This is a genomic window from Kistimonas scapharcae (assembly GCF_039540975.1).
GTDB classification, from domain to species: Bacteria; Pseudomonadota; Gammaproteobacteria; order Pseudomonadales; family Endozoicomonadaceae; genus Kistimonas; species Kistimonas scapharcae.
Genome location: NZ_BAABFL010000341.1, coordinates 1 through 6,977, shown reverse-complemented (window position 1 = coordinate 6,977; position 6,977 = coordinate 1). Strand labels below are relative to the sequence as shown.

7 protein-coding genes and 1 tRNA gene are annotated in these 6,977 nt (G+C 52.1%); 2 read left to right on the top strand and 6 right to left on the bottom strand.

Annotated elements, in window-relative coordinates:
* Positions 1 to 307: 307 nt before the first annotated feature.
* The gene (locus tag ABD892_RS12255) at positions 308 to 1,159 is read right to left on the bottom strand and encodes a 23S rRNA (adenine(2030)-N(6))-methyltransferase RlmJ (RefSeq protein WP_345196007.1); all 852 of its coding nucleotides are present in this window, start codon (positions 1,157 to 1,159) and stop codon (positions 308 to 310) included.
* A gap of 63 nt (positions 1,160 to 1,222) precedes the next feature.
* Positions 1,223 to 1,420, bottom strand: coding sequence for a hypothetical protein (locus tag ABD892_RS12250; protein WP_345196006.1), 198 nt, complete (start codon positions 1,418 to 1,420; stop codon positions 1,223 to 1,225).
* 30 nt (positions 1,421 to 1,450) lie between these two features.
* Here ABD892_RS12250 and ABD892_RS12245 point away from each other — a divergent pair, with 30 nt between their 5' ends.
* Both ABD892_RS12245 and ABD892_RS12240 read left to right on the top strand, forming a co-directional pair.
* Positions 1,451 to 2,266, top strand: a complete 816-nt coding sequence (locus tag ABD892_RS12245; RefSeq protein WP_345196005.1) for a Cof-type HAD-IIB family hydrolase — start codon at positions 1,451 to 1,453, stop codon at positions 2,264 to 2,266.
* Positions 2,267 to 2,410: 144 nt separating this feature from the next.
* Entirely contained in the window at positions 2,411 to 3,853 is a 1,443-nt protein-coding gene (locus tag ABD892_RS12240) for a histidine phosphatase family protein (protein WP_345196003.1), read from the top strand.
* A 96-nt stretch (positions 3,854 to 3,949) separates the two neighbouring features.
* Here the strand turns inward: ABD892_RS12240 and ABD892_RS12235 are convergent.
* The 4 genes from ABD892_RS12235 to ABD892_RS12220 all read right to left on the bottom strand — a co-directional run bounded on the left by ABD892_RS12235 (position 3,950) and on the right by ABD892_RS12220 (position 6,712).
* Positions 3,950 to 4,026 (bottom strand) — tRNA-Pro (locus ABD892_RS12235).
* Between the two features lie 392 nt (positions 4,027 to 4,418).
* Positions 4,419 to 5,114 carry an aspartate/glutamate racemase family protein gene (locus ABD892_RS12230; protein WP_345196002.1) on the bottom strand — a complete coding sequence of 232 codons (696 nt, stop codon included), beginning with the start codon at positions 5,112 to 5,114 and terminating at the stop codon, positions 4,419 to 4,421.
* A gap of 27 nt (positions 5,115 to 5,141) precedes the next feature.
* Entirely contained in the window at positions 5,142 to 6,050 is a 909-nt protein-coding gene (bla, locus tag ABD892_RS12225; RefSeq protein ID WP_345196008.1) for a class A beta-lactamase, read from the bottom strand.
* A 221-nt stretch (positions 6,051 to 6,271) separates the two neighbouring features.
* Positions 6,272 to 6,712 carry a YqaA family protein gene (locus ABD892_RS12220; RefSeq protein ID WP_345196000.1) on the bottom strand — a complete coding sequence of 147 codons (441 nt, stop codon included), beginning with the start codon at positions 6,710 to 6,712 and terminating at the stop codon, positions 6,272 to 6,274.
* Positions 6,713 to 6,977: the final 265 nt, after the last annotated feature.

Genomic DNA, 6,977 nt, shown 5'->3' with positions numbered 1-6,977 from the left:
GCGTTTTGTGCAAAAACTGTACTCTGTTGCCAAAAGTACGGCCAGCTTGCTCACATTCCCAAGGTTAAGCGGGATTTAAGGCACGCTGACCGATCCGGATATTCTCTCCATGAACTGGTATGTTGAAGGGGTTGACGGCAAGCTGCCCAAATAAAGATTGTTCGCCGGATATTAAACAACCTGACCACCACTCATGGTGGTCAGGTACAAGATTAAGACAACACATTCACCGACCAAATTCACTTCCTGATTCAAGCCTCCTGACAATCCATCAGAAGAACAAGAAATCGGATCAAGAAGCCGTCTGTTACTTTGGCTCGATAAGCCATTCCACCCGGCACTGCCCCTGCCCGTTCGGCGCCAAGCAATCCTTCAGGCGAGGAAGCAATGCCGACAACTGCTCATCCAATTGCCAGGGAGCATTCACAATCACCATGCCGGAACCGTGCATGCCATAATCTTCTGCCTGTTCTGAAACCGCCAGCTCCGCCACCAGAAGATTGGCAAATGGCATTCGAGACAGCTGTTGCAGCAACCAGCGACTCCGGTCGCGTTGGCGTGAAAGAATGGGATACCAGATCGCAAAAATACCCACTGGCCATTTTTTCCAGGCCGAAACCACGGCATTCAGTGTGTGCTGATAGTCCTCCTTGATTTCATAGGAAGGATCAATCAACACCAAACCACGACGCACCGGCAACGGCAGAATCGCAGACAACCTCTCGAAACCGTCACGGTGATAAATAGTGACTCGCCGGTCACGACCCATGTTTTTCCGCAGCACATCAATCTCGCGGTTATGCAACTCCATCAGCACCAGCTTATCCTGCTCACGCAACATGGCGCCGGCAATGGCAGGGGATCCCGGGTAGTACTGCAACGCCCCTTTCGGGTTCAGTTGCCTGATCACGGCATCGTAGGATGAGAGTTCAGGATAATCGCTCAACGCCGCAAACAACCGCCCAATACCCGTTTCATATTCCGCTGTTTTGCGGGCTTCCTCGCTATCCAGCCGGTATAGGCCTGCACCACTGTGGCTGTCAACATAGACAAAGGGCTTGTCCTTGGCTTTGAGCTTTTCAAGGATCAGTGCCTGGGTGGCATGCTTGAGTACATCGGCATGGTTGCCGGCATGAAAACTGTGACGGTAACTGAGCAAAGGCTCTCTCCACAACGTCAGGGTAAGGCTGAAAAAGGCAGGAGTATAGCGGTAACCCTTCAGTCATAGACAGACCGGATAACCAGTATGCTCCCGACGCACGAAAAACAGCATCGTCTCAAACCCCAACAGGTACCCATCCGCAGCCATTACAAAACCTTGCCCCATGTCATAACAATCCTTTGGATTCGCCGCATACAATCGGGCTTTCACCTGGCCAACAACAACATCCAATTCATACGCCACCCATAAAAACGACACTGGCTCCCTCAGCCTGACCAAGGAATTTCGATGTACCGTATTGTTGTCACCGACCTGGACGGCACTCTGCTTAACCAGGAGCACGCCATTTCCGAGAGCTCCAGCGCCATTTTCCGACAACTGAGCGGTGGCATCCGCTTTATCATGGCAACCGGTCGCCCCTGGGGCGATGCCCGCTATTTTCGGGACCAACTCAATATCCCCATATACCTGATCAGTTCCAATGGCGCCCGTGTTCACAGTCCGGAGGATGAGGTGTTAGTCAGTCACGATCTGACACCGGATCTGCTGACCGCGCTCTACACACTATCCGAGCAATTTGCAGATGACACCCTGATGAGTGTCAACCAGGAAGACCGCTGGTTTGTCACCCGAGCCTTCCCCGAGCTGGCTGAATACCACAGGGATTCCGGTTTTACCTACCTGGTTAGCGCGGCAGCAGACATGCCTCACCAGGGTGTCTGCAAGGTATTCTTCAACGCCAGAAACCGTAACGCCCTGCTCCCCCTGGAAGCCATCATCAGAGAGTCGCTGGGTGAGCAGGTCAGTATTACCTGGTCATCACCTGAATGTCTGGAAATTATGGCCGCCGGCGTCAACAAAGGGCAGGCACTGGCGGAGCTGCTGCCGCGACTGCACGCCAAACCCGGAGACATTATGGCATTTGGCGATGGTCTCAATGACCTGGAGATGCTTTCCCTGGTCGGGCGCGGTGTATGCATGCAAAACGCCGACCCCTTGCTGAAGAGCAGACTTCCTAGCCTCGATACAACCCTTTCAAATCACGAGCACGGCGTGGCCTGCTACCTGCGTGATTACTACCTTGGCGAACGAACAACAGCCTGATGCCTGGCCGCGATATCTCTCTATCGCGGCGTTACACTGCCAGACAGCCACCTCTTCGCTTCAATGTAAAGAACTACACTTCATGCCTAGCTAACCAGTGCATTTGGTCTAAGCTGCCTTGCTCTATCAATAAGGAGGCATTCCGTGTCAGCAAAGCATTGCTCGCTCATACTCGTCTGTCTGTACTGCTTGCCGTTTATATCCCCCTGGAGCATGGCTGAGAAGCCAACGCAGAAAAACAGCGAAAATTTACAGCGCAATACCCGGCTCCAGCCTTACCTGGGCACCCATAGAACCTATCCAAGCCCCCGCGCCATACCCACCGAACCTGCTGGTTGCCAACTGTTACACATCAACCACCTGGGTCGACATGGCTCCCGTTACCCTATTGAACTGGATGATGTTCTGGCGCTGGTCAATGAATATGAAGGACTGGTCGGAGCCCGGCCACTGACCAAGGCTGGCAGCCAGTTACGTGTTGATATTCATCGTATGGCTGACTGGTTACGCAACAACCCCACACTAATCGCCCAACTGACCGAGAAAGGGATCAATGAAGAGCAGGCCCTGGGGCAGAGGGCTGCAAGAATGCTCCGGCCTGAGACTCGCAATAGCCAGCAACTCAGCATCGCGACGGGCACCAGCCAAACGGACAGGACACAACACAGCCTGAGAATGTTTCAGGAAGGGCTGAGCCGGGAACTGGGTGACAACATGCACGTGATAGTGCGTCCGGTGATGCCTGCAAAAAAAATGGCTGAACTACTCACCCCGTTTTTCCATTGCCCACGCCTGGATCGTGTACTCAAGCCCCTGGCGAAATCAGCGACTGCCGACTACATCGCCAATCTCAGCCATTCGCACCCGGAAGTCGCCACCCGATTCGCTGATCACCTGATCCCCGGCCTGTCAGACGCAAAAGTCATTCGCCTGGCCATTAACCTCTTTCAGCTGTGTCGCATCGAAAACCCTCTGGACCGGTCCTTCGGTATCTGCAACACCTTCACTGACTGGACGTCGGACGATAGCTGGCTGGGACTGGTGCAGTGGCTTGGCGATGTGGCTAACCATATTTACTATTACAACATGGGGCCGGCCATCGTCATGGAGGATATCCAGTCCAGCATGGGCATGCCTATCCTTCGACATTTCCTAGATACTACAGACGCGGCTGCGCGGGATGAATCTGATGTCCGGGCTCACTTCCGCTTTGCTCACGACTCAACCCTATCCCCCCTCCTGCAGAGTATTGGCATCATCAAAACCCGCGGCATGGAAGAAGAACGCTACCTAAGTTGGAATACGTCCCGTCAATTACCGATGGCCGCCAATCTCTACTGGCAACTCTATGAGTGCCGTGAAGGACTCAAGGTCAGGATGCTGATGAATGAGAAAGTGGAACCTTTCCCCTTCCCGCCCTGCTCAAAACAGGAACTCTGCGACTGGCGAGAAGTAAAACAGCACTACAAACATGCGGATTACCAAGACCGAATGGGAAAAGCCTGTTCTGTTGATGAGCACAACATCCAACCGCTCACATCCTCCACTCATGAGGCGGAACCCTCAGCGTCAGGCAATATGATTTAGGGAATGATCGCAAACGGAAGGGAAATGTATGGAAGCGGAAGGCTAAGAAACGGCCAAAAAAAAGCGGACAATTGATATTGTCCGCTTTTTTGAAACTGGTCGGAGCGAGAGGATTCGAACCTCCGACCCCCACAACCCCATTGTGGTGCGCTACCAGGCTGCGCTACGCTCCGACAACAACAAAACAGGGCGTAGCCCTCGTCAGCTGCGGAATGCATACTACGTCACCCGCCTTGCCGATGCAATATAGGGAAATCCCGAAAACCCTCAATGCGTAGTCTCTGCCCAGACTTACGAATCGACTGCTTCCTTTCATCATTCCCGGAAGCCTCTTCTGAAAGACACACACTTCAGCTGTGCCAAATCTGACGGGAGAACAAGCATGAAAATAGTGCTCACATTGCATGCTGTTTGGCCATCTTAAACGCCGCCCTTTCCACAGGAGGCAGCGCATGAGGATATATCCGTAAGACGAAAAAAGAACAAGCAAGTTCATCAGATTACTGACTATCGGATCCGATATAGCTGAGAATGCGCAAACATGCCACCTTGTGGATCAGGCAAGCTACATTGCAACCGCCAGACTCACCGCACGCGCGGCATGTATAGCAGTGGTGTCATACAGAGGCACAGAAGTATGCTGAGATTGCACCAACAAACCAATCTCCGTACACCCAAGGATAATGGCTTCAGCGCCCCTCTCTGCCAGCCTATCAATCATCGCAAGGTATTGCTGCCGGGATTCATCAGTTACCCGCCCCAGGCAAAGCTCGGAATATATGATGTTGTGTGCACTGGCCTGTTCCTGATCATGCGGCACCAGCACATCTATACCGTATCGGTTTATGAGTCTACCTTTGTAAAAATCCTGCGCCATGGTGAACTGTGTGCCGAACAGCCCGACTTTACTAACACTGTCATTAACCAGTTGCTCAGCGGTGGCATCAGCAATATGCAGCAATGGAATGGAGATGGCCGCTTCAATGGCCGGGGCAACCTTGTGCATGGTATTAGTGCACAAAAGCAGGAAGTCCGCCCCACCCGCTTCCACTGATTGGGCTGCGCGGGCAAGAATAACGCCAGCGTCATCCCATCGCCCCTGCTGCTGGAGGGTTTCGATGGCATCAAAATCGACGCTGTAAAGGCACAACTTTGCCGAATGCAGCCCTCCTAACGCCTGCCGGACCCCCTCATTGATGACGCGATAATAACTGGCGATGGATTCCCAACTCATCCCACCGAGAAGCCCTATGGTTTTCATAACCATTCCTGCACTATTGATTATTATTTAACGGTTTACCGCCATGGAATCACCATCAGACGACAGTCTGTATTGATCAAAAATCCCTTCTCCAATATTAACAATTGCCTCATTACGTTGTTCAAATGATGCATTTGTTTGCGTGATATAAATGCTCACAATAAACGGGGCATGATTCTCAGCCCAGACAACAGCAGTAATTCCCCGAGAGCCATAACCACCCGCACCAGATCGATCAGCAATTTGCCAGCCGGCCGGCAACACAGAGCGCAGCAGGCTATCGGCTACCTGGTTATCCTTCATCCACTGCGTGAGTTGCTTTTGCGCCTCGGATGATAGCGCCTTACCAAACAGCAAGGCATTGAGCGTGGCTGTGATAGCGTTTGGGGTCGTGGTATCACGAGGATCCCCCGGACGCGCCTCGTTAAGTTCTGTTTCGTAACGATCCAGCCGGGTTGTGGTGTCGCCGAGATCACGGAGATACTGTGTCAGCGCCTCTGGTCCACCGATCTGCTTCAGGATGATATTGGCCGCGCTATTGTCACTCATCTGCAGGGTGGCGACGCAGGCCTGCTCAAGTGTGATGGTCTGCCCACTGTATTTTTCCAGCACCGGAGACCATGACACCAACGATGCTTTCTCAACAGTAACCGGATGATGCAGTGTAACCCTGCCTTTAGCCACATCATTCAGCAGTTTAGCGCAGGCGAGTGTTTTGAAAGTGCTCATCAACGGGACACGCTCGTCGCCATTGTAACTCCAGTGCTTTTGTGTGGCCGTGTCATACACTGATACGCCTACATGGGCATGTAGTGTTTTCTCCACACGGTTAATGACCTGTTCAACGGAATCGCTGGAGGCCGCCCACACAGTGGTGCCACTCACCAACAACACTGCGAGTGTGCAAACAGTCAAAAAGGGAAAACGACTATTCATTCTCATACGGCTTCAGAAAATCTTGGAAGGGGGAGAATTATCGGCATATCTTTTCTACCGGCAACAACTGGTATTAAGAGGTGTGCGTAAAGGCAATACAGCCTCTGACAATCGTTGATTAAGCCTCAATATTGAGGAATATGACACTTACCAGACGATCAGCGTTGGCATGACAAATGACAAACTCACAACAGACATCATTGGCACGCCTGAGCGACCACTCAACCCACCTGCAATGCCATAAAAGCAATAGCGATATACCGCAATAACTTACCCACTGTAACCAGCAAGACAAACCAACGCAGGTGAATTCGCAGAATCCCAGCCATCACGGTCAGTGGATCACCAATCACCGGCACCCAGGCAAACAACAACGAGGCAATACCGTATTTGGTGAAACGCTCCTCCGCCCGCAGGAACTCCTCGTCTGACATTTTCAGACATTTCTGGATCACACCCTTGCTGGCCCAGTAACCCAGCGCATAGTTGGTCAACGATCCCAGCACATTACCTACCGTAGCCACTGCAACCAGAGCGACAGGCGACAGGCTGCTTAACAACAACGCACCCAGCACCAGCTCCGAACCAAGGGGTAAAATCGTTGCGGCAAGAAAGGCCGCAACAAAAAGGCCGAAATAGCCAAATTGTGCAAAATATTCCATAGCGTTTACGACTGGTTTCCGAGTATCAACACGCCAAAAAATGCGTCTATATACAACGAGAACGTACTGGCGGGAAGTATCGAAGAGCCATTAATAGCCCTGTTCACGTTTCCTGTATGTACAATAAGTAGGACGTGTTGGTCACAGAATCGGGTAAACATCAGGCAAAATAAACCTGGTGGTTACTAGGGGCTGTTGACGTTTCATTGAAAGCCTTGAACCAAGCCTGAAAATCCGCAGTATGTTGCTACCGCTCATGCTTTCA